The 21374-nt window shown below is 67.9% G+C and carries 16 protein-coding genes; 2 read left to right on the plus strand and 14 right to left on the minus strand.

Features of this window, described 5'->3' with window-relative positions; translation table 11 throughout:
* Positions 1 to 48: 48 nt before the first annotated feature.
* The 11 genes from VPH61_RS15200 to VPH61_RS15250 form a co-directional block, all read right to left on the minus strand.
* Positions 49 to 1686 (minus strand): GMC family oxidoreductase, encoded by a 1638-nt coding sequence (locus VPH61_RS15200; protein ID WP_332064348.1) that lies wholly within the window; start codon positions 1684 to 1686, stop codon positions 49 to 51.
* Positions 1683 to 3227: an FGGY-family carbohydrate kinase gene (locus VPH61_RS15205; RefSeq protein ID WP_332064349.1), complete on the minus strand. Its 1545-nt coding sequence runs from the start codon at positions 3225 to 3227 to the stop codon at positions 1683 to 1685. The genes VPH61_RS15200 and VPH61_RS15205 overlap by 4 nt, the downstream gene beginning before the upstream one ends.
* Positions 3217 to 4035 (minus strand): class I fructose-bisphosphate aldolase, encoded by an 819-nt coding sequence (locus VPH61_RS15210; RefSeq protein ID WP_332064350.1) that lies wholly within the window; start codon positions 4033 to 4035, stop codon positions 3217 to 3219. Before VPH61_RS15210 ends, VPH61_RS15205 begins: the two co-directional genes overlap by 11 nt.
* A 23-nt stretch (positions 4036 to 4058) precedes the next feature.
* Positions 4059 to 5780 (minus strand): glycerol-3-phosphate dehydrogenase/oxidase, encoded by a 1722-nt coding sequence (locus VPH61_RS15215; RefSeq protein WP_332064351.1) that lies wholly within the window; start codon positions 5778 to 5780, stop codon positions 4059 to 4061.
* 59 nt (positions 5781 to 5839) lie between these two features.
* Positions 5840 to 6832: an aldo/keto reductase gene (locus tag VPH61_RS15220; protein WP_332064352.1), complete on the minus strand. Its 993-nt coding sequence runs from the start codon at positions 6830 to 6832 to the stop codon at positions 5840 to 5842.
* Positions 6829 to 7842, minus strand: a complete 1014-nt coding sequence (locus VPH61_RS15225) for a sugar-binding transcriptional regulator (protein WP_332064353.1) — start codon at positions 7840 to 7842, stop codon at positions 6829 to 6831. The genes VPH61_RS15220 and VPH61_RS15225 overlap by 4 nt, the downstream gene beginning before the upstream one ends.
* Positions 7839 to 8867, minus strand: a complete 1029-nt coding sequence (locus VPH61_RS15230; RefSeq protein ID WP_332064354.1) for an ABC transporter permease — start codon at positions 8865 to 8867, stop codon at positions 7839 to 7841. The genes VPH61_RS15225 and VPH61_RS15230 overlap by 4 nt, the downstream gene beginning before the upstream one ends.
* Positions 8867 to 10384 (minus strand): sugar ABC transporter ATP-binding protein, encoded by a 1518-nt coding sequence (locus tag VPH61_RS15235; RefSeq protein WP_332064355.1) that lies wholly within the window; start codon positions 10382 to 10384, stop codon positions 8867 to 8869. The genes VPH61_RS15230 and VPH61_RS15235 overlap by 1 nt, the downstream gene beginning before the upstream one ends.
* Positions 10385 to 10443: 59 nt before the next feature.
* Positions 10444 to 11484, minus strand: a complete 1041-nt coding sequence (locus tag VPH61_RS15240) for a substrate-binding domain-containing protein (protein ID WP_332064356.1) — start codon at positions 11482 to 11484, stop codon at positions 10444 to 10446.
* Between the two features lie 161 nt (positions 11485 to 11645).
* On the minus strand, positions 11646 to 13049 hold the full coding sequence (locus VPH61_RS15245) for an APC family permease (protein WP_332064357.1): 1404 nt from the start codon (positions 13047 to 13049) through the stop codon (positions 11646 to 11648).
* Positions 13050 to 13148: 99 nt separating this feature from the next.
* The gene (locus VPH61_RS15250) at positions 13149 to 14519 is read right to left on the minus strand and encodes an MFS transporter (RefSeq protein WP_332064358.1); all 1371 of its coding nucleotides are present in this window, start codon (positions 14517 to 14519) and stop codon (positions 13149 to 13151) included.
* A gap of 102 nt (positions 14520 to 14621) precedes the next feature.
* Between VPH61_RS15250 and VPH61_RS15255 the strand changes: the two genes are divergently transcribed.
* On the plus strand, positions 14622 to 15002 hold the full coding sequence (locus VPH61_RS15255) for a winged helix-turn-helix transcriptional regulator (protein WP_332064359.1): 381 nt from the start codon (positions 14622 to 14624) through the stop codon (positions 15000 to 15002).
* A 130-nt stretch (positions 15003 to 15132) separates the two neighbouring features.
* Positions 15133 to 16578 (plus strand): DUF1254 domain-containing protein, encoded by a 1446-nt coding sequence (locus VPH61_RS15260; protein ID WP_332064360.1) that lies wholly within the window; start codon positions 15133 to 15135, stop codon positions 16576 to 16578.
* A gap of 75 nt (positions 16579 to 16653) precedes the next feature.
* Here the strand turns inward: VPH61_RS15260 and VPH61_RS15265 are convergent, their stop codons facing one another.
* The 3 genes from VPH61_RS15265 to VPH61_RS15275 all read right to left on the minus strand — a co-directional run bounded on the left by VPH61_RS15265 (position 16654) and on the right by VPH61_RS15275 (position 21347).
* The gene (locus tag VPH61_RS15265) at positions 16654 to 18891 is read right to left on the minus strand and encodes a LuxR C-terminal-related transcriptional regulator (protein WP_332064361.1); all 2238 of its coding nucleotides are present in this window, start codon (positions 18889 to 18891) and stop codon (positions 16654 to 16656) included.
* A 112-nt stretch (positions 18892 to 19003) separates the two neighbouring features.
* Complete coding sequence (locus VPH61_RS15270; protein WP_332064362.1) at positions 19004 to 20236, minus strand: ROK family transcriptional regulator; 1233 nt, start codon at positions 20234 to 20236, stop codon at positions 19004 to 19006.
* A 109-nt stretch (positions 20237 to 20345) separates the two neighbouring features.
* On the minus strand, positions 20346 to 21347 hold the full coding sequence (locus tag VPH61_RS15275) for a sugar phosphate isomerase/epimerase family protein (RefSeq protein WP_332064363.1): 1002 nt from the start codon (positions 21345 to 21347) through the stop codon (positions 20346 to 20348).
* Positions 21348 to 21374 lie beyond the last annotated feature (27 nt).

The following is a 21374-nucleotide window of genomic DNA, read 5'->3' on the forward strand; positions in this document are numbered from 1 at the left end:
AGCTGTGGACGAGGCTGCGGCGGAGCGGATTCCGGCCGGTCGGGTCGCCTATGCCACGCCGGCTCCGCGACGGCTCGGGTGCAGGATCATGTCGGCCGCCTTCTCGGCGATCATGACGACCGGCGACGCGGTGTTGCCCGAGACGATCTTCGGCATGATCGACGCGTCGATCACCCGCAGCCGCTCGACTCCGTGCACCCGCAGGTCCGTTCCCACCACCGAGCGCTCGTCGTCGCCCATCCTGCAGGTGCCGACCGGGTGGAAGATCGTCGTGCCGACGTTGCCCGCCTCGCGCGCCAGGTCCTCGTCGGTGACCACGGCGGGGCCGGGTCGCACCTCTTCTGGGCGGTACCTGCGCAGCGCAGACGTCGCCATGATCCGCCGCGCCTGCTTTATCGAGGCGACCGCGACCGCCCGGTCACGCTCGGTGGTCAGGTAGTTCAGCCGGATCTCGGGCTGAACCGCGAGGTCGCGACTGACGAGGTGGGTCGAGCCGACACTGTCGGGCCGGAGGTTCACGACCGACACCGTGATCGCCGGGAACCGGTGCAGCGGCTCGCCCAGCTTGTCGGTCGACAGCGGCTGCACGTGGTACTCGAGATCGGGCCGGTCCATCGACGGGTCGGACTTGGTGAACATGCCGAACTGGCTCGGCGCCATCGACATCGGCCCGGTGCGCTTCAGCGCGTACTCGAGGCCGATGCGCGCGAGGCCGATGGGCGAGTTGACGATCGTGTTGAGCGTCTTCGCGCCGTGCACCTTGAACACGGTGCGCACCTGCAGGTGATCCTGCAGGTTCTCGCCGACGGCCGCGTTCGCGTGCACGACGGGGATGCCGTGCTCAGCCAGGATCGACGGCGACCCGATGCCCGACAATTCGAGCAGTCGCGGCGAGTTGATCGCGCCGGCGGTGAGCAGCACCTCGGCGTCGGCGAACGCATCGAAGAGCGCGCCGCCCTGGCGGAAGCGGATGCCGGTTGCCCGCGTTCCCTCGAACAGGATCCGCTCGGCCGGGGCCTTCGTCAGCACCCGAAGGTTCGGGCGCTTGCTCGCCGGCGCCAGGAACGCCTTCGCTGCGTTCCAGCGCCAGCCGTTCCGCTGGTTGACGTCGAAGAATCCCGAGCCTTCGTTCTCGCCCGTGTTGAAATCCGCGCTCGGCATGATGCCGAGTTCCTCCGCGCCGCTCTGCACCGCGCGCAACACATCCCAGGTCAACCGCTGGGGCGACACCTTCCACTCGCCGCCCGCGCCGTGGAACTCGGTTTCACCGCCGTGGTAGTCCTCGGACTTCTTGAAGTAGGGCAGCACGTCGTCCCATCCCCAGCCGGCGTTGCCGAGATCTCGCCACTCGTCGTAGTCGCCCGACTGACCGCGCATGTAGATCATGCCGTTGACCGAGGTGCATCCGCCGAGCAGCTTGCCCAGCGGGTAGGCCAGTGCTCGCCCGTTCAGACCGGGCTCCGCGACGGTCTTCATCCGCCAGTCCGTGCGCGGGTTGTCGATGCAGTAGAGGTAACCGACGGGGATCTGGACCCAGTGGTAGCGGTCGTTCCCGCCGGCCTCGATCAGCAGCACGCGGGTTCGCGGGTCCTCGCTCAATCGGTTCGCCAGCACGCACCCCGCCGTGCCCGCGCCGACGATGATGTAGTCGTAGCGCCCTTCGAGCGTTCGAGCGTCGCTGTTCATTTCGCTTCCTCTTCTCCGTTGTTCTCGCGCCGGGCATCGCGGTACTGGCTGCTCCAGAATCCCTGGAGCGCCTCCGCGAGGTCGCGCGACGTGCTGTAGCGGTGGTCGTAATGGGCCCACATGTCAGGGTCCGGTTCGAACTCGCGTCGGATCCGGGTCATGCCGGAGACGGCTTCCTCGTAGCCGGCGAAGACGCCGACGCCGACACCGGCGCTCAGCGCCGCACCGAGCGCGCCGGTCTCCTCGCCGTCGGCGACGCTGATCGGCACGCCGAGGCAGTCGGCGAGCATCTGCGCCCAGACCTCACTGCGAGCCCCGCCCCCCGAGAGTGTCGCGTGGTCGATCACCGCGCCGGCGGCGCGGAGCCGCTCGACGTGCCGGCGGTGCTCGAAGACGACGCCTTCGAACACGGCCCGGATCAGGTGCCCCTCACCGTGCCATCCAGCGACGCCGTTGAATCCCGCCCGGTGCTCGGCACCCAGACGCGATCCGTAGAGGAAGGGGTGGAAATAGGGGTCGTCGAGCCGGGGTTCGACCTCGGCGAGCCGTCGGTGGCAGAAGCCGAAGGGGTCGTCGTGGTGGCCGCCGCGCTCGACGAACTCCCGCACGTACCACTCCAGGTGAGAGGCGGATGTCGCGCTGTTGTCCATGATCATGAACCGGTCGGGTCCGAACGCCGACACCATGAGCAGGTCGCGGTCGATCACCGGCTCGCTCGACACGTACTGGTTGACCGACCAGGTTCCGGCGATGATCGACGTGGCGCCCGCCTCGACCACGCCCGAGCCGAGCGCACTCGCGATGACGTCGAAGAGCCCGCCGACGACCGGCATGCCCTCGGCCAGTCCGGTCGCGGCTGCGGCCTCGGCGGTGACCGTGCCTGCGACATCGGTCGGATCGATCAGGTCCGGCAGAAGATGGCCGAGCCCCTGCAGCCCGTAGAGGGCGAGCAGTTCGTCGTCGTACCCGCACTCGGGCATGCGCAGCAGCCCGGCGCCCGACATGTCGGAGATGTCGGAGACCTTGCGCCCCGTGAGCTTGAAGGTGATGTAGTCCTTGCACATGACGAGCGTGCCGGCCTGCTCGAGCACCTCCGGGCGGTGTCGGCGCATCCACGACAGGAGCACCGGGGTCTGCGATGGCCACGGCTCCTGGAGCGTCGCCGCGTGGAGCGCCGCTCCGTGTTCGGCGGCGAGCTCCTCGGCGAGCGCTGCGGCCCTCGTGTCGAGGGACTGGATCCCGACGAGGGGCCGATCGTCGCCGTCGAGCAGGTAGAGGCCGTTGCCGTGGCCGGCGCAACCGGCGGCGACGATCTGGCCGGGCTCGATGCCGGCGTCGGCGACGCAGCGTCGGAACGCCTCGCTGGCGTTACGCCACAGCTCCTCGAGATCCCGTTCGACGTGCCCGGGTTCCGGGCGGGTCGATTGCCCGTCGATCGCGTGCGACCCGACCTGGCGCCCCTCGAGATCGAAGAGCACCGCCTTGATCACGGTGTTGCCGACGTCGATTCCGAGCAGGTAGCGCGCCGCGTCATCCGCCATTGTAGATCTCCCATGCTTCGCCGCCCGAGGCTCCGCGGTGCACGATCGCCATCAGGGCGTCGACCACCGCGTTCGGGCTCTCGTGCTGGTAGATGTTGCGGCCGTAGACCAGCCCCGACGCGCCCTGCGCCATCAACGCCGCCGACCTCGCCAGCACCGACTCGAGATCCTCCTTGCCGCCGCCGCGCACGAGCACCGGCACCCGCGCCGCCTCGACGACGCGGTGGAACTCCTCGGCGTCGTCGGTCGGATCGGCCTTGATGATGTCGGCGCCCATCTCGCTCGCGAGGCGCACGAGCGTCACGATCTTCTCGGCATCGCCGTCGACCTGGTAGCCGCCCCGCACCTCGTTCGGCAGCATCACCAACGGCTCGATCATGAGCGGCATGCCGTACTTGCTGCACGAGGCGCGAACCCGGCTGATGTTCTCGACGCACTGACGGAACAGTTCGGGTTCGCCCGGCAGCATGAACAGGTTCACCACCACGCAGGCGGCGTCCATCTCGAGCGCGCCGATGATCGGCTCCTCGTGGTTCTGCAGCATCGACCACATCACCCGGTGGCGCTCGCTGTTGTAGGGGTTGCCCATGTCGATGCGCATGACGAGTGCCGGCTTGTCCTTCGCGGAATGACGCTGCAGCAGGTCGGCCTGGCCGTACGCCATCTGGATCGCATCGGGCTTGGCACCGATCAGGGTCGTGACGACGCCCTCCATGTCCTCGAGGCCGACGAGGAAGCTCGGCTCGTTGCACACGCCGTGGTCGATGGCGACGTCGAGGCAACCTCCGTCGGTGAAGAGGCGATTCATCCTCGCAAGTGTGCTCATGCGCATCAGACTGCAGTCCTTTCCTTGATGCGTCGGTCCAGGACGTCGCGGTCGACGCCGTGGTAGTTCTCGAGGTCCTCGACGAGTCCGTCGATCTCGGCGCGACGTCGCTCGTCGCTCCAGCCGAGTTCCGCGGCCGCGGCGGCTGCGATGGCCTCGATCAGTTCGCCGTCGACGGTGCCGGTGATCACGACCGCCGTGCGGCGCATGATGAGGTCGCTGAGCCGGGTGGCGTGCTCGTGCTGCACGAAGAAGGCGATCTCGGCGGCGGTCAGTTCGATGCCGATGCCGATCGGCTCGTCGTCCGGCCGTTCGGCGCAGAACGCCATGACCTCGCCGGCCCTGGTTCCGTAGGCGTCGACCAGGTGCGCGGCGCGTTCCCGCGAGACGCCCCACGCTCGAACCAGTTCGTGCTCGAGCTCGGCCGCGTCGATGAACCCCAGGCCGCCGCCGATCCCGAGCTCGACGGTCGAGACCGTGCGCGGCCGCCCGAGCTCCGCCAGCACCTCATCGGTCGCATCCTCGGCGAAGGCGCGGAACGTCGTCCACTTGCCGCCGATCATGCAGAACGTCGGCACTTCGCCGTCGACGCGTCGCAGGTCGTGTCCGCGCGTGATCCGCCCGGTGAAGTTGTGCGCGCTCTTCAGCAACGGGCGGATGCCGCTGAAGGAGTAGACGATCTGGTCGGCGGAGAGCTCGATGCCCGGGAAGACGAGCCGCAGCGAACCGAGGATGTAGTCGCGCTCGTCGTCTTCGCAGCGCACCCGTTCCGCTCGTTCCACCTTGATGTCGGTGGAGCCGGCGAGCACCCGCCCGAGGTAGCCGAACACGACGCAGACCCGGCCGTCGGAGTTGTCGAAGTAGACCATGTGCCCGTTGAGGGCCTCGAAGAGCTCGGGACTGTCCAGCACGAGGTGCGAGCCTTTGGTGCCCTCGACCAGTTGCTCCGGCACGTCGGCTGCAGGAAGCAGCTCGGCCAGCGACTCGTCGAGCCAGGCGCCGGTCGCGTTGACCACCGCACGTGCCGTCACCGGGTATCGCACGCCGGTCTCGCCGTCGGTCACGACGAAGCCGGAGCCGGCGACCGCGATCTCGGAGTAGTTGAGCGCGACGGAGGCGGGTGACGAGCGGCAGGCATCGAGGATGAGCTCGACCCCGAGCCGCTCCGGATAGCTGATCCACGCATCGTGGTAGACGGCGGCGTACCGCATGCGCGGCGTGAGCTTCGGCCAGCTTCGGAAGGCCGCGCGCCCGCCGAGGAACCGATGGCGCGGCAGCATCCGCCGCGTGCGACTGACCCAGTCGTAGATCCCGAGCCCGATGCGCACCGGCACCGCGCCTCGCCGGGCGGGCCGGCTGGAGACGTGGAAGAAGCTCGCCGCGGAATTCAGCAGCCCCGAGAACACCGACATGATGGGTACCACGGTCGGCAGGGGCCGCACCATGTGCGGGGCGTTGCGCAGCAGTGCGTCGCGCTCCCGCAGCGACTCGCGCACGAGATCGAACTCGCCGTTCTCGAGGTAGCGCAGACCGCCGTGGATCATGCGCGACGGCGCTGAGCTGCACCCGGAGCAGAAGTCGGCGCGTTCCACGAGCAGCACGCGAAGGCCCTGCATCGCCAGCTCGCGGAAGACGCCTGCGCCGTTGATGCCGCCGCCGACGACGATCACGTCGAATGCGCCATCGGTGCGGAGCGCACCGAATCGCGCGGCTCTGGGATCGGACATGGCTGCGCCTCGAGACGGTTCTGAACGGGCGGGCTGTCGGTCGGTGGTCGGGTCGGGACTCATGCGGCGAGGTCGGTCAGTTCGAGGGCGACGGCCGCGTCGATCACGCGCAGATCGTCGGGCGTCAGTCGGATGCATCCGGCCCTCGCGTTCTCGCGCGCCTGCTGGGGGTTGCGCGCCCCGCACAGCGAGTAGGTGATGCCGGGCTGTTCCAGCGTCCAGGCGATCACCACCTGCGCCTTGGTGGCGGCATGCGCTTCGGCGACGGGCTCGATCGCGTCCATGAGCCGGGCCACCTTCGCTCGATTCGCGAGCGAGAACCGGGGGTTGTCCCTGCGCTGATCGTCGCCCGAGAAGGTGCGCTCGGGTCCCATGCGCCCCGACAGTAGGCCGAGGGCGAGCGACGAGTAGCTGAGGGTCGAGATGCCGGCGTCGGCGGCGATCGGCAGCAGCGTCGACTCGATGTCGCGCGCGACCATGGAGTACTCCTCCTGGATCGCGTCGAGCGCTCCCGTCGCCGCGTACGACCGGAGGTCGTCGACCGACACGTTGCTCGCGCCGATCGACCGGATCTTGCCCTGGTCTCGCAGCAGCACGAGCGTCTCCATCGTCTCCTCGATGGGCGTCGTGCGGTCCTGCCAGTGCGTGAGGTAGAGATCGAGGTAGTCGGTGCCGAGACGCCGGAGGCTCTGCTCGACCTCGTGCACGATCGAGTCTCTGCCGAGGTATCGGTGCACCGGTCGATCGTCGACGTCGAAGAAGTGATCGCCCTGCTGCGTGTGCCAGACGAGCCCGCACTTCGTCGCGAGCACGACCTCATCACGCCGGCCGCGAATGGCCGTGCCCACGATCTCCTCGGCGCGGCCCTGCCCGTACGCGGGTGCCGTGTCGATCAGCGAGACGCCCTCGTCGAGTGAGGCCCGGATCGCGGCGACGGACTCGGCCTCGTCGGTCCCGCCCCACATCCAGCCCCCGATGGCCCAGGTGCCGAGCCCGACGACGGATGCCTCGATCGTCGAGGCACCAAGGGTGCGTGTGCGCATCTCGGTCATTTCACTTCCTGTTCGGTCGATGCCTCGAATGGCGCCCCGGATGTCGCCTCGGTCGAAGCCTGCACCGACGATGCGGTCTCCTCATCGACGATGAGGGAGGAGATGAGGCCGCCCGCGAGGGCGGCGCGGATCGGCCGCACCTTCTCGGGCCCGACCGCGACGCCGATCGTCTTCGGACATGTGGCCAGCTCGGCCGGGTTCAGCGCGACGAGCCTCGAGTTCAGCGGAGAGTCCGCCACCGACCCGTCGTCTCGAATGAGGTGGGCGAGGAACTCGCCGCCGGCGTCGCCGTTCAGCAGCAGCTCGCGCTCCGAGTTCGGCACGAGGTCGTAGTAGCTGGAGCCCTCGGTCGCGATCGAGCCGATGCCGACGAGGGCGACCTGCGCGCGGCGAGCGAGGTCGAGCACCTGACGGATCGAGCCGACCTCCATGAGCGTGTCCCGTTGCTCGCGGCTCTCCGCGAACAGCGGCGCGTGCAGCAACACCGCCGAGCCGCCGAGCTTGTCGGCGAGCTGGGTCGCCAGGTGGTTGACGTCGGTGTAGTACTTGCCCTGCACTCCCCCGGTCAGCGGCACGACGGTGACGTCGAAGGCGCGATCCGGCGCGATGTTCTCCACGATGGCGCTCACCGCCTTGCCGCCGGTGATCGCGATCACGTCTCCGTCTCGGATCGTCTCCAGTAGTTCGTTGGCCGCTGCACGACCCACGACCTGCAGGTTGGTGTCGGGGTTGCCGGGCAGCGACGGCGTCACGACGACCTTGCCGAGACCCGTCGTCAGTGCGAGCGCACGCTCCATGTCGACCAGTCGCTGGAAGGGACCGGCGTCGATCGAGATCCTGACCATGCCGAGTTCGCGCCCCTGCCTGATCAGGCGATTCACCTTCGAGGTCGAGAGGTTCAGCCGTGCAGCGATCTCCGACTGCTTCATGCCTTCGATGAAGTGGAGGGTCAGCACGGTGTGGATCTTGCGGATCGTGGCGGTCTCGTCGTTGCCGTCGGCGATGCTCATCGCTGCACCGTCCTTCCCCGAGTCAGGTAGTGGTCGATCAGGAGCGCCGCGAGCAGGATGGAGCCGCGAACGATCTCCTGCCAGTAGACCGAGACGTCGAGGAGCGCGAGCGAGCTCGACACGACCGAGAGCAGGATCACGCCGAGCGTGGCACCGAGGATCGTGCCGGAACCGCCCTTGAGGCTGGCGCCGCCGATCACGGCGGCGGCGATCACGTTCAGTTCCATGCCGATGCCGAACGTCGGCTGCGCCGACCCGAAGCGGGCCATGTAGATGATGCCGGCGACGCCGCAGAGCGCCGAGCAGAGGGTCGTCGTCAGGAAGATGGCGCGCTTCGTGCGGATTCCCGAGTACGCGGCCGCCCGCTCGTTGCTGCCGGTGTAGAAGACCTTCCGGAACGCCGTCGTGCGGCGCAGCATGAAGTCGAAGGCGATGACCACCGCGAGGAACAGGATGATGACGACGGGGATCGGGCCGATGGAGCCCTGGCCGATGAACTTGAAGCTGTCGGGAAGCGAGTACAGCCCCAGCGGGCGGCCACCCGTCAGGAGGAGGCAGAAACCGCGAGCGATCACCATCACGGCGAGCGTCACGACGAAGTGGTTCAACCCGACCTTCGTGACGAGGAAGCCCATCGAGGCGCCGATGGCGATGCTGGCGAGCAGGGCGACGCCCGACGCGAGCCATGGGTCGATGCCGGCGAGGAACAGCCAGCCGGCGATCACCATGGACAACGCGGTCACCGACCCCACCGAGAGGTCGATGCCGCCCGAGATGAGGAGGATCGTCATGCCGACGACGACGATGCCCTCGACGGCGAAGGCCATCGCCATCGCCTCGATGTTGGCCAGGGTCAGGAAGTACGGCGAGGCGAACGACATGACGATGATGAGAGCGAGCAGGATCAGGAGCAGGCCGGTCTCGCGCATTCGGAGCAGTCGCCCGGCGTAGTACTTCGGCCCGCGGCGCTCGATCGGATCCGGGAGCGCCGGTGGTTCGGTCAGTACGGTCTGTAGTTGGGTCATCACACCAGCTCCTGCTTCCGGTCGGCCATCGAGGCCAGATTCATGATGTTCTCTTCGGTCATCGCGTCGCCGACGACCTCGCCGGCGACCTCGCCCTCGCGGATGACGATCACTCGATCGCAGACGCCGATGAGTTCCGGCATCTCGGAGGAGATCACGACGATGCCGATTCCCTCTCGCGCGAGATCGCGCAAGAGGGTGTGGATCTCTGCCTTCGCTCCGACGTCGACGCCGCGCGTCGGCTCGTCGAGGAAGATCACCTGCGGGTTGACCGCGAGCAGCTTGGCCAGAGCGACCTTCTGCTGGTTGCCGCCCGAGAGCGTGGACACGTCGTCGTCCAGGTGGCCGAACTTCAGTCGCAGGTCGCGACCGGTGCGTTCCGCCAGGCGCCGTTCCCGGCGCCGGTTGATGACACCGAATCGCGAGACCTTGCGCAGCGACATCGCCGAGGTGTTCGCGGCGATCGACATGTCGAGGAACACGCCGTCGCCCTTCCGGTCCTCGGAGAGGTACACGATGCCGTTCGCGATGCAGTCCTGGTAGTGGCGCAGGTCGAGTCGTCGCCCCTTCAGGCTCACCCCACCCGTTACCTCCCCCTCGAGCCGGCAGACGCCCTTGGCGATCTCGCTGCGACCGGCGCCGATGAGCCCGGCGAACCCGAGAATCTCACCTCGCTTCACCTCGAAGGAGATGTCGCGGAAGCGTCGGCGCTCCGTCAGTCCCTGCACCGCGAGGATCACCTCGTCGGAGCGCTCCCCGGCATGCTGCTTCTCGGGATACTGACGGTCGAGCACTCGACCGACCATCGACTTGACCAGCTCCGACGGCGTCGTGTCGGCGACACGACTCGTCATGATGTGCTCGCCGTCGCGGAACACGGAGACCCGGTCGCAATTGCCGAAGATCTCGACCAGCCGGTGCGAAATGTAGATGATCGAGATGCCGCGGGCCGTGAGGCCGCGCATGATGCCGAACAGCGTCTCCGCTTCGACCTCGGTGAGGGCGGCCGTCGGTTCGTCGAGGATCAGCACCCGGCAGTCGAGGGTCAACGCCTTCGCGATCTCGACGAGCTGCTGGTTGGAGATCGACAGGTCGCGCACGAGCGCCTTCGGGTCGATGTCGCCGAGTTGTCGCAGGACCTCGCCCGCCCGCCGCTCGAGCGAGTCCGGATCCATCAGCCAGGACTTGCTGGCGTTGGTGGCGGCCATGAACATGTTCTCCGCCACCGTCACGTCGGGGCAGAGCTCGATCTCCTGGTGGACGAAACCGATGCCGAGCTTCTGCGCGACGGCCGGCGAGGTGATCTCGACCGGCTCGCCGTCGAGCAGGATCGTGCCGCTGTCGGGCCGCACGATCCCGTCGATGACGTTCATCAGCGTGGACTTGCCTGCGCCGTTCTCGCCGGCGACGGCGTGCACTTCCCCTCGGCGTAAGTCGAAGTTGACGGACTTCAGTGCCTGGACCGGGCCGAACGACTTGCTGACGTTCGTGAGGTCGAGGATCTTCGCGGGTTCCATGGTTCTTCCAGCCGTCGAGTTCGAGCACAGGTGTAGATGGGGAGGTGGCAGCCGAGCCGCTACTCCGTGCTGCGACCCTCCATGTACGCCTCGAGGTCGAAGGAGTCGGCGTTCTCCTTCGTGATGACGGAGAATCCGTTGTCGATGAACGGAACCTGGGCCGGGTTGAAGCCCGACGCCTTGTAGTCGTTGAACGGATCGATCAGTTCGGGGTGCGCCGCCATGAAGAGCGTCATGAATCCCATGTATCCCTGGATCCCCTGGTTCGGGTTCAGCGACATGTGGATGGTGCCGTCCTTGATGAGGTCGAGCGCGGTCGGCGTGACGTCGGCGTGCAGGATCAGCACGTCGGAACCGGCCTCGACCACCGCGGCGGCGGCGCCCTCGGCCGAGCCGGCCTCGGGAATCCACATCGCGTCGAGCTCGGGATTGGCCTGCAGGATGGAGCCGGTCGCCTGGTACGCCTTGTTGCTGTCTTGGTTCGTCGCCTGGCGACCGACCAGTTGCATCCCGGGGTAGTTCGCGGCCATGTAGTCGATGAACGCCGTCACGCGCAGGTCGTGGTTGCTCTGGCCGGGGTTCTCGAGCACGGCGTACTCGCCCTCCTCGCCGACGACCTTGATGATCTCCTCGGCCGCGAACGCGGCTTCGGCACGGTTGTCGGAGGTGACGTACGAGGTGCGGTTCGACTCCGGCGAGTCGGCGGCGAAGGTGACGACCTCGATGCCGCCGTCGATGGCCGCGTTGATCGGCTCGATGAAGGGGTCGGACTGCATGGGGTGCAGCAGCACACCGGCCGGGTTCTCGACGAGGTCCTGCTCGAACGAGGCGATCTGCTTGCTGATGTCGTATTCGGGGGTGCCCGAGAACGCGGTCTCGCACCCCATCGCCTCGGCCGCCTGCTTGAAGCCCTGGTACACCGGCACCCAGTACGGGTGGGCCGAGACCATGACGTTCATCACATAGGTCTCGCCCTCTTCGCACTGGAAGCCGCCTGCGGCGTCGGTCTTGGGGGTTTCGGCAGCCGGCATGGTGCAGCCGGCCAAGGCAGTTGCTGCGATCATCGCGCCGAGCACGGCGGCGATACGGGTGATCTTCATTGATGCCCCTATCAGTTGTGAATGGTGAAGGTGGCTCGATACTGCCAAGCATGGTGGCGTTCCGCAAGAGATTTCAGAGACTGAAATTTATTGCAGCCCGCAGTCGCGCAGGACGCAGGTTCGCACATCGCTCGGCCGACCCGAGCTCGGCGAGAGAGGCGTCAGACGCGACGGCGTCGCGAAGCCGTGTACACGCGCTCCACGATCCACAGCACGACACCGATCGCGAGCAGCGCGAGCGCGATGCCGTACTGGCCGGCGGGCCGGCCCGACGTCCACGGGAACACCAGGTACAGGCAGGTGATGGCGCCGATGATCGGCAGGACGGTGGGAGTGCGGAAGTGCCCGTGCTCGACCGGCTGCCGCCGCAGCACCAGCACCGTGACGTTGACGATCGCGAACACCGTCAGCAGCAGGAGCGACGTCGTACCGCCGAGCAGCGCGACGATCGAGCCCTCGGCGTCGAGCGAGACGTACACGATGAGGCCGATGGCGAGCGCACTCGTGAAGAGGATCGCCGCCCAGGGCGTCTGCCGTTTCGGGGCGACCTTGCCGAGGAACGGCGGCAGCACCTGCTGCCGACTCATGCCGTAGAGCAGGCGGCTCGCCATCATCATGTTGATCAGTGCGGTGTTGGCGACCGCGAACATGGAGATGAACGGCAGCAGGTCGTTGATCGGGAACCCGGGCGCTGCGGCCTCGACCGCGGTCACGAGCGGCGTCTCGCTGCCGACGAGATCGCCGATCGGCACGAGCGCGACCACGGTGATCGACACCAGCACGTAGATCACCGCGGCGATGCCGAGCCCGCTCAGCATCATCTTCGGGAAGATGCGGCTCGGGTCCTTCGTCTCCTCGGCCATGTTCACCGAATCCTCGAAGCCGACCATGGCGAAGAACGCGAGGGATGTCGCGGTGCTGACCGCGAGCAGCACACCCTTGTCCTCCGGCGTCTCGAAGGCGACGACGCGCGACCAGTCGGCGTTGCCGCCGGCGATCGCCCACATGCCGATGAGGATCACGAGCAGCAGACCCGACAGCTCGACGAGCGTCAGGAAGACGTTCAGCCATACGCTCTCACTCACGCCGCGCAGGTTCACGAGCATGATGAGCACGATGAACGCGAGCGCGATGAGCATCGTCGTCACCGCGGCATCCGGAATACCGAAGGCGACCAGGAGATTCGCGGCGAATGCGCGCGAGGCCGTCGATGCCGAGGTGATGCCCGAGGTCATCACGATGAAGCACACGATGAACGTGAAGAAGTGGATGCCGAACGCCTTGTGCGTGTAGAGCGCTGCGCCGGCGGCCTGCGGGTACTTCGTGACGAGTTCGAGGTAGGAGAACGCGGTCACGGTCGCCACCGCGAACGCGAGGAGGAACGGCAGCCACGCGGCCCCGCCGACCTCCGCGGCGACCTGACCCGTGAGGGCGTAGATGCCCGTGCCCAGGATGTCGCCGACGATGAACAGGAGCAGGAGTCCCGGCCCCAGCACCCGTTTGAGTTCGGGACGCTCCGGCTCGGCGACCTGCACGACTTTCGTCCACGACGGGTCGTCATTCATGTCGCACCCCTTCCCCCGACCCCAGCCGACCACATCCGGCGCGCCAACTCAACCCATCGCACGCCCGAACGCGGCCGTGCGAGGAACCGGCGCGCGTGGTCAGGAGTCCCCTGGCGTTGCCGGCGCACCGCTCGCTGTCCGGCGGCGAACGAGTGGGAGGATCGCCGCGGCGACGAGCGCGATCGCCGCGACGAGAACAGCGGCGGCGAATCCGCCGCCCGAGACCGCAGCGATCGTCCCGAGGATGGCGATGCCGAGCCCGCCGCCGAGCGCGAAGCCGACCTCCTGGATCGCGCCGACCTGGCCGGCGTCGTCCTCGGTGGTCGCGTCGAACAACGCCGTCGCCGCAAGCGTTCCCGCGATGCCGAATCCGAGGCCGACGCACGCCAGTGGCACGGCGACGAGCTCCGGGTCCATGACGAGCCATCCCATACCGACGGCCTGCAGGAGAAGCGCTACGACGGTGAGTGTCTGTGCGCGCAACCAGCGAAGCGCGATCGGCGCGACCACCCCTCCGATCGCGATCGCCGCCGCCTGGGGCAGGATCGCGAGTCCGGCATCCGCGGCGCTCTGGCCCCTCGTGTCCTGCAGATGCAGGCTCACGAGCAGGACGGACGCGGACGCGACGCCGCTGGCGATGAGCACTCGAACGATGGCAGGGCTGAACCCCGGCAGCCCGAACAGTCTCATGTCGATGAGCGGTTCGCTCAGCCGTCGTTGCCTGGCGACGAAGAAGACGAGACTCACGACGGCGATCGCACCGGCGACCGCGGCGGACACCGGCGCCGCGAGTGCCTCGTGCAGCGCGAAAGTGAGGGCGCCGAGCGCGACGATCGAGGAGACGATGCTCGGGATGTCCCAGGACTGCGGTCGGGAACTGCGCGAGTCCGGGACCAACCAGAACGTGAGAACCCCGGCGAGCACCGCAAGCGGCACGCTCCCCAGCAGCAGCCAGCGCCACCCCGGTCCGTCCGAGAGCAGCCCGCCGAGGACGGGACCGAGTGCGCTTCCGACGCCGAAGGTCGCCGTCCACAGTCCGTACGCGAGCACGCGCTCCCTGGCCTGGTAGTTGGCGCCGATCGTGGCGACCACTCCGGCGACGACGAACGCTTCGGCGACTCCGAGCAGCCCGCGGATGACGATGAGCAGGGTCCCGTTGTCGGCGAGGCCTCCGACCGCGTTGAGCACCGCGAATCCCGCGAGGCCGACGAGGACGATCCGCTTCCGACCGAACGCGTCGCCGATCCGCGCGGCGACGATGAGGGTTGCGGCCAGCGAGAGCGAGTAGATGTCGACGAACCAGAGCCCCTCGGTATCGGTGAAGGCCAGATCGGCACGTATTCGGGGAAGAGCGGTGGAGACGCTGCTGATCGCGAGCGCGCCGATGAGGATTCCGAGAAGCAATGGGACCATCGCGAGCCAGAGGCGGAGGGTCGAGCGCGAATCGATGATGGCGGTTGGTGAGGTCACATCACGAGTCTGTAAAGTACAGACAGAAGGTGCAAGTACCGACAGAATTGTCACGTACTTACCAATTGGATACTGTCAACGGCCGACAGGAGGGAGCTCTCCATGAGGGAGAAGACGGAACGGATCGTCCGCGAGTGGTCCGATTCATGTGACGCCGAGGTGTCGATCGCCGTGCTCGGCGGGGCCTGGAAGCCGAGCATCCTCACCCTCCTCGACGAGCACGAGGTTCTGCGATTCGGCGAACTCGGCCGGCTCCTTCAGGATCCGACGTCGCGCGTGCTCACCCGCCAGCTGCGCGAGCTCGAGGAGGACGGCCTCATCACGCGCACGGTGTACCGACAAGTGCCGCCGAAGGTCGAGTACCGGCTGAGCGAACTCGGAGTCAGCGCGACCCCGCTGCTCGGCGAGCTGACACGCTGGGGCACGCAGTATGCGGAACAGCAGCGCTCAACGCCTGACCGGGTTTCGACCCCGTCGGATTGAAGTCCGGTGCGGCTCCGAAGGGTCTGGCGAAGGGCTGGAGCAATTCATGAGGCTCATGCGATCCGCATGATGGGCTCCTCCCTCTCCGCTGCGACGATCGTCTGGTAACGAACGACGATGGGGGCTGAACATGACGATCGAACACACAATCCGAGCCGGACTGACGACGGAACAACTCGCTGAGGAGGTGGCGCACGTCTCGACGCCCGACCGACTGTCGACGCCGTTCGGCGAGTTCGAGTTCTTCGACGGCGTGCCGAAGCCCGAGTCGGTCCAGCCCATCTTCGACGGCCTCGACCTCGTTCGCGGCATCACCGCGTTCCTCGACACGGTTCCCGGCGCATCGCTCGTCGCCATGCGACGCGGGCTGCGTGCCGCAGGTGTCGACTCCCCCGACAAGATCGGCTACACCGACCCGAGGTGCACGTCGACGCCCATCTTCCTCACGCCGAACACCGAGACCACGTACGGCCTGACGTTCCTCGACCTGAAGACATGGGGGCCTACGGTCATCGAGGTGCCGCCGCAGTCGCTCTGCGTCGTCGACGACTTCTGGTTCCGCTATGTCGCCGACATGGGGATCGCGGGACCCGATCAGGGCGCCGGCGGCAGCTACCTCTTCCTGCCGCCGGGATACGACGGTGAACGGCCCGACGGCTACCACACGTACGAGAGCCCGACCTTCACGAACTTCGTCGTGATCCGAGCGCTCGGCGGCGTCGCCGCCATCAAGCAGTCGCGCATCTACCGGCTCGGTGATGCCGAGGCCGCTCCCGAGAACACCTTCGTGAACATCGGCGAGCAGTCGTTCAACACCGTCCACTCCAACGATTTCTCGTTCTTCGAAGAGATCGCCGAACTCGTCGCCGAAGAACCGACCGACGCACTCGACCCCGAGCGGGCCGGCGCCCTCGCCTCACTCGGCATCGCTCATGCGAGGCCCTTCGCTCCCGACGAGCGGCTCCGCGGCATCCTCGACGACGCGGCGCGCACCGGTGCGGCGATGGCACGTGCCAATCTCTACGCTGCCCGCAACGCCGATTCCTTCCGCTGGGAGGGTTCGTCGTGGAAGAACGGCTTCGTGGGCGGCAGCTACGAGTTCCTGAACGACGGCGCGCGCAACCTCGACGCTCGCACGCTCTTCCACTACGCGGCGACGGTCATCACGCCCGCCATGGCGCATGCGCAGGTCGGGGCCGGGTCCGCCTACATCTACACTGCGGAGGACTCCGAGGGCGCTCCGCTCGACGGTGCCGCCACCTACTCGCTGACGATTCCCGCGAACCCGCCGGCCAAGAACTTCTGGTCGATCGACATCTACGACACCCAGACGCGATCGCTCCTGCAGTCAGCCGAGTATCCCGCGGTGTCGAGCCTGACCGGAGACCTGCAGGTCGAGGCCGACGGGTCGTATGTGCTGTGGTTCGCCCCGACCGTGCCCGCGGGCAAGGAGTCCAACTGGATCCCCACGTTGCCGGGCAAGTCGTGGTGGCCGCTGCTTCGCCTGTATGGCCCGCTCGAGACGTGGTTCGACCTGTCGTGGCAGCTGCCGGAGTTCGTGCGGGCACGGCCATGACGGCGGCCCGCGGCATCCGGCAGTCATGACGAGCAGCTGCGGGTCGACCGTGCTCGGGGCGGCGGTCGGCGACGGTCAGTCGCCGAGCAGGCCGACGGCGATCGCGCGGTCGACGGCCGCACTCCTCGTGGTCGCGTTCAACTTTCGATAGATCGAGCCGACCTCGGAGCTGACCGTGTTCCTCGAGATGAACAGTCGGGTACCGATCTCTCCGATCGTCAGGTGCGTCTGCAGGTACGGCAGCAGTCGGAGTTCGGCCGGTGTGAGCGGGATCGCGCCGCTCCAGCCCGACATGCGATCGAGCCGAAGCTGCAACGCTTCGATCTCCTCACCGAGGACTCCGAGGTTCGGGCGCCTGCGAAGCAACTCCTGCATCTCGCGCATCAGGTGCCGCGCGGTGACGTGATCGCCGATCTCGACGAACGCCTTCGCGAGCTGCAGACGCACCTTCAGCGAGATGAACGGGAGCACGAAGGTGCACTGGACTCGCGCGCGCATCGCACGTGCCAGATATCGTTCCGCCCGAGCCCGCTCGCCGACGTGGATCGCGATCCGGGCCGCAACGGCGAGGGCCAGGGCAGACGTGGAGTAGCCCTCCATGTGGTTCGCGTCGATCGCATCCAACGCGACCCGAGCGCGCTCGTCCGCGACCCGCCAATGTCCGGCTTCGACCGCGAGGATCGCCGACTCCGCCTCGGCGATGAGCAGCGCACCGGTATTGCCCGAGGTCGGTGCGAGAGCGGATGTCTCCGCGAAGGCGTCGCGGGCGGACTCCACGTCGCCGACGAGCAGACAGATCGACCCGTGGAGCTGCAGCGCCAACGCACGCCACGGCCCCCATGACGGCTCGTTCGCCACCGCGAACGCGGCATCCGCCAACGCCCGCTCGGGCCCGTCTGCGCAGATCGCGGCACGCAGCATCGCGCGAGAGGAATCCAGCGTCCGTCGTTCGTCATCCGACGCGTCGACCCAGTCGATCCGCTCCAGTGTCTGCATCCAGCGTTCCGCATCTGCCGTCGCACCCAGCAGGACGCTCTTCCACGCCGCCATGACGACCAACGGAGGATACGTCTCGACCACGGCATCGCCGAGTGCCGAGATCCATCGCTCCACCACCGCTACCTGCCCCGACTGGTACATCGGCAGGGCGAGCCGTGCGACGAGACGCGCAGAACGATCACGATCCCCTCCCGCCAGCAGATGCTCGATGGCGTGAGCTGGGAGCCCGTTGGTCTCGAGCCAGCTGGCTGCGCGCAGATGCAGGCCATCGACCTCGGATGCCTCGACCACCTGCAACTCGGCGAGGAGGAATTCGCGGAACAGCGCGTGGTACCGATACCAACCTCGTCGGCGATCGAGCGGGATGAGGAAGAGGTTGAGGGACTCCAGTTCGCGGAGGACCGCGGCGGAGTTCGTCGTCTCGAGCACCGCGTCGCAGACGGCACCCGAGAGCTGCTCGAGCACCGCCGTCCGGCGCAGGAATCGCTGCAACTCATCGGACAGCTGCCCGACGCACTCGCGGTAGAGGTAGTCGGCGATGAACCGATCATCGCCGGTGATTGCAAGCGCCTCGCCGCCTGATCGCGCCACCAACGCGCAGAGGAACACCCCGGTCGGCCAGCCCTCGCATCGCTCCACGACGTCGGCGAGTCGTTCCTCATCCACGTCGATGCGAACTCGTTCGAAGATGGTGCGCGCACCCTCGACTCCGATTCTGAGTTCAGCGGCTCCGATCTCGACGGCATCCCCGTTCGCCCGCAAGCGGGCGAGATGCGGTTGTTCGTGCCGGCTCGCCAGCACGATCTGGGAGCCCTCCGGGACGCCGGTCAGCACGATCTCCAAGGCGTCCTGACAGCTCAGCGAAATCGCGAGGTGGAGATCGTCGACGAGCAGGACGAACGGATCGGGGGTGTTCCTGAGGGCGGCGGCCAGCAGCGGTGCCGATCTTCCGAGCGTTGATGCTCCGACCCCTCGCATCTCGAGCATGACCGCCGCCGCGTGCGTGGAGATCGTCGAACACGCCGATGCCAGGAGCGACAGCAGCGTCGCGGGTTCGTCATCGAGCCGGTCGATCGAGGCCCACGCGACGGGGCGATCCTCGATCTCCGCCCATTCCGCGAGCATCGTGGACTTGCCGTACCCGGCAGGCGCGGTGACTCCCACCACACGTGCATCGCTCGCGCGCGCGTTCTCGATGAGCTCGCGCCGGCTCACGCCTCCGCCGGCCCGCGTCGGTACGCGGATCTTTCCCCTGAGCAGGAGTTGCTGCAGATCGAGTCGTGACGCAACCGACTCCGGATTCCCCTCAATCACCGTCGCATCATATGGGGCGCGAGATCGCAGCAGACGTCGACGCACCGGTGTTCCGCGCACGGTCACCGCTGCGACATCGTTCCTCGGCTGCGAACGGCAGACCTGCGAAGGATCACTGCACGAGCGCCGGCGCAACGGCCCGCGTCGGCATCACGGTCGGGTCGCCGAGCGCCTCAGCGAAGACCAGCTCCGCCGCGCCGATGAGGAGGAGTTCGTCGTCGAGCTGCGCGCCGATGATCTCGGGCTCGCTCCCCTCACCCGGCAGGGTCGGGGCGATCCGTCGATGGAACTCGTGCTCGCCGACGACGGCGAGGAGGTGAGCGAGGTGTCCGCCGAGGATGACGGTGCGCGGGTTGAAGATGTTGACGATCGATCGGAGCGCGACGGCCAGGCGGCTCACCTGGCGGTCGATCTCCCTCGCCCCCGCACTGTCGGGGTCGAGCCACGCCACGGCCATCGCCGCCTGCAGGGCGCCGAGTTCGACGTCGCCGAGCCCTGCGGCCTCGACGAACCGGTCGCGGCGCACCTCGGTCTCGAGGCATCCGGTCGCCCCGCAGTGGCACCGTCGCCCCTGGGTCGAGACCGCCGTGTGCCCGAATTCGCCCGCGTTCCCTCCCTCACCGACGACGAGCCTGCCGTTGATGACGATGCCGCCGCCGATACCGCTCGCGCCGCCGTTGAGGTAGACGATCACGCCCTCGCCGCGCCCGGCGCCGAAGGTGCTCTCGGCGACGACGCCGCAGTTCGCGTCGTTGCCGACGATCGCCCGCATTCCGGTCGCCTCCTCGACGAGCTGTGCGATCGGCGCGTCCCGCCAGCCGAGGTGCGGCGCCAGGATGACCGACCCGTCGACCTCGCGGACGAGGCCCGGCAGCGCGACGCCGATGCCCAGCACCGTGACGTCGCCGAACGCGGGACGCATCCCCTCGATGATCGCGCTGACGACGTTGATGAACTCCCCCACCGTCGGGGTGCGCTCGTTCTGGTACCTGACCCGGTGCAGCACGCGGCCGCTGAGGCCGACGAGCGCCATGTCGATGGCATCCACCTCGGGGTTGACGGCGATGGCGGTCGCCTGGTCGGACGCCGCGACCGATGGACTCGGACGCCCGACCTTGCGAGCCGTCGGCGCGGCATTCTCGACCACGAGCCCTCGATGGGAGAGGTCGGTCACCAGCCCGCCGATCGTCGACCGGTTCAGCCCGGTCGCCCTCGTGATCTCGGACCGCGACATGGGGCCGTCCCGGTGCACCAGCCTGAGCACCTGTGCCAGGTTCTGTCGCCGGAGGTCGTCGATCGTCGATCCGAGCGTCGAACTCGTTCCGGGCGTGCTCGATCCGTCCATGACCTCCCTTTCCTCTCGCGGCGAAGCGGCGCGCATCCCGGCGAAGTGAGCTGCGGCGCGCCGCGGCGGAGGCTCACACCGTCACGGCGGAGCCTCTCGCCCCGGCGAATCAGTTGCTGGCGAAGGCCGCATCGAAGGCGGCGGCCGGTGGCGTGATCGCGTTGAGCCGACGCACGAAGGCGAGCGCCTCCGGAGCGCCCTGCAACCGGTCCATGCCCGCGTCCTCCCATTCCACGCTGGTCGGGCCGTCGTAGCCGATCGCGTTCAACGCACGGAACACGGGCTCCCACGGCACTGCCCCGTGCCCGGTGGACACGAAGGTCCATCCTCGCCGGGGGTTCGCCCATGGCAGGTGCGACCCGAGCACGCCGTTGCGGCCGTCGAGGTTGGTCACCGACTCCTTGACGTGCACGTGGAAGATGTGGTCGGCGAAGTCGAGCACGAACGCGACGCTGTCGAGCTGCTGCCACACGAAGTGCGACGGATCGAAGTTGAACCCGAAGCTCGGCCGATCGCCGATCGCCTCGAGTGCGCGCTTCGCGGTCCAGTAGTCGTAGGCGATCTCGGAGGGATGCACCTCGAGCGCGAATCGCACGCCGACCTCCTCGAAGACGTCGAGGATCGGGTTCCAGCGGTCGGCGAAGTCGCGGTAGCCGGCGTCGATCCACTCGTCGGATGCGGGCGGGAACATGGCCACGCCCTTCCAGATGGACGACCCGGTGAACCCGTTGACGGTGCGCACTCCGAGCTTCGCGGCGAAGCGCGCGGTGTCCTTCATGTCCTCCGCAGCGCGCTGGCGCACGCCCTCCGGGTCGCCGTCGCCCCAGACCCGGTCGCTGAGGATGTCGCGGTGACGCTCATCGATCGGATCATCGCAGACGGCCTGCCCGGTGAGGTGGTTCGAGATCGCGAAGACGGTCAGTCCGTTCCGCTCGAGGATGTCCTTGCGGCTCTGGACGTAGGCGTCGTCGTCCCACCTCGAGACATCGAGGTGATCGCCCCAACAGGCGATCTCCAGGCCGTCGTACCCCCATTCGCCCGCCATGCGGGCGACGTCCTCGAACGGCAGGTCGGCCCACTGGCCGGTGAACAACGTGATCGGTCGCGTCATTGCGCTTGCTCCTTGTTTCAGTGCGTG

This window comes from Agromyces sp. CCNWLW203 (assembly GCF_036576125.1).
Taxonomy (GTDB): Bacteria; Actinomycetota; Actinomycetes; order Actinomycetales; family Microbacteriaceae; genus Agromyces.

Coding starts and splice junctions, on each gene's coding strand:
- VPH61_RS15200 (WP_332064348.1), bottom strand. CDS start 1,686: ATGAACAGCGACGCTCGAACGCTCGAAGGGCGCTACGACTACATCATC.
- VPH61_RS15260 (WP_332064360.1), top strand. CDS start 15,133: ATGACGATCGAACACACAATCCGAGCCGGACTGACGACGGAACAACTC.
- VPH61_RS15240 (WP_332064356.1), bottom strand. CDS start 11,484: ATGAAGATCACCCGTATCGCCGCCGTGCTCGGCGCGATGATCGCAGCA.
- VPH61_RS15230 (WP_332064354.1), bottom strand. CDS start 8,867: ATGACCCAACTACAGACCGTACTGACCGAACCACCGGCGCTCCCGGAT.
- VPH61_RS15255 (WP_332064359.1), top strand. CDS start 14,622: ATGAGGGAGAAGACGGAACGGATCGTCCGCGAGTGGTCCGATTCATGT.
- VPH61_RS15270 (WP_332064362.1), bottom strand. CDS start 20,236: ATGGACGGATCGAGCACGCCCGGAACGAGTTCGACGCTCGGATCGACG.
- VPH61_RS15215 (WP_332064351.1), bottom strand. CDS start 5,780: ATGTCCGATCCCAGAGCCGCGCGATTCGGTGCGCTCCGCACCGATGGC.
- VPH61_RS15245 (WP_332064357.1), bottom strand. CDS start 13,049: ATGAATGACGACCCGTCGTGGACGAAAGTCGTGCAGGTCGCCGAGCCG.
- VPH61_RS15225 (WP_332064353.1), bottom strand. CDS start 7,842: ATGAGCATCGCCGACGGCAACGACGAGACCGCCACGATCCGCAAGATC.
- VPH61_RS15235 (WP_332064355.1), bottom strand. CDS start 10,384: ATGGAACCCGCGAAGATCCTCGACCTCACGAACGTCAGCAAGTCGTTC.
- VPH61_RS15210 (WP_332064350.1), bottom strand. CDS start 4,035: ATGAATCGCCTCTTCACCGACGGAGGTTGCCTCGACGTCGCCATCGAC.
- VPH61_RS15205 (WP_332064349.1), bottom strand. CDS start 3,227: ATGGCGGATGACGCGGCGCGCTACCTGCTCGGAATCGACGTCGGCAAC.
- VPH61_RS15275 (WP_332064363.1), bottom strand. CDS start 21,347: ATGACGCGACCGATCACGTTGTTCACCGGCCAGTGGGCCGACCTGCCG.
- VPH61_RS15220 (WP_332064352.1), bottom strand. CDS start 6,832: ATGACCGAGATGCGCACACGCACCCTTGGTGCCTCGACGATCGAGGCA.